Here is a 548-nt window from a genome sequence, read left to right as displayed (position 1 = left end):
TTGTTGGTTACCATGGATTAATTGTTGGGCATAGTAGCGAATTTCCATCACTTTGGGAGAATCAATCGCTACGGCCGGAAAAGCTTGATGGGTTAATGCCGTTAGGGGTTGGGCAATCCTTTGCAGGTACGTGCTGGTAACCTTCTTTTTTGAAATACTGGCCAAAAAAGCGATGATCTGGGTTTGGTCTTCTGAGGATACCAATGTTGGATGGGCGTAATGATCAACAATTCGCCAATAAAATTCACCATCCGTTGTACTGAGGATTTGTTCTAATTCAGGAAAGGTTAACTGCAGAACCTTGTGTAACCGGTTCTTAAGCCGGACCACATCTTCGTTTACATTCTGATAGAACCGATTCAGATCGCGTAAATCTTGATAAACACGGGCGGTTGGTGTTGTCAGCTGCCGTTTACGGTCAAAACTACTCAAGGCGAGATTTTGGGCATCATTGACATCGGTTTTGTTATAACGGAAGCTGGTTAATTCAATTCGCGCTTGTAAAGGATTTAGGCGGATAAAGTGGTAGCCATTATCAGTTAGAAACC

General features: G+C 43.2%; 1 protein-coding gene. It reads right to left on the bottom strand.

Features of this window, described 5'->3' with window-relative positions; genetic code table 11:
* A partial coding sequence (locus tag CXR02_RS21950; protein WP_146072592.1) for a transposase occupies nt 1–548 on the bottom strand: 548 nt, incomplete at both ends.

The sequence above is a fragment of the Arthrobacter sp. 4R501 genome (assembly GCF_002929755.1).
GTDB lineage: Bacteria > Actinomycetota > Actinomycetes > Actinomycetales > Micrococcaceae > Arthrobacter.
This window is presented reverse-complemented; position numbering and strand designations above follow the sequence as displayed.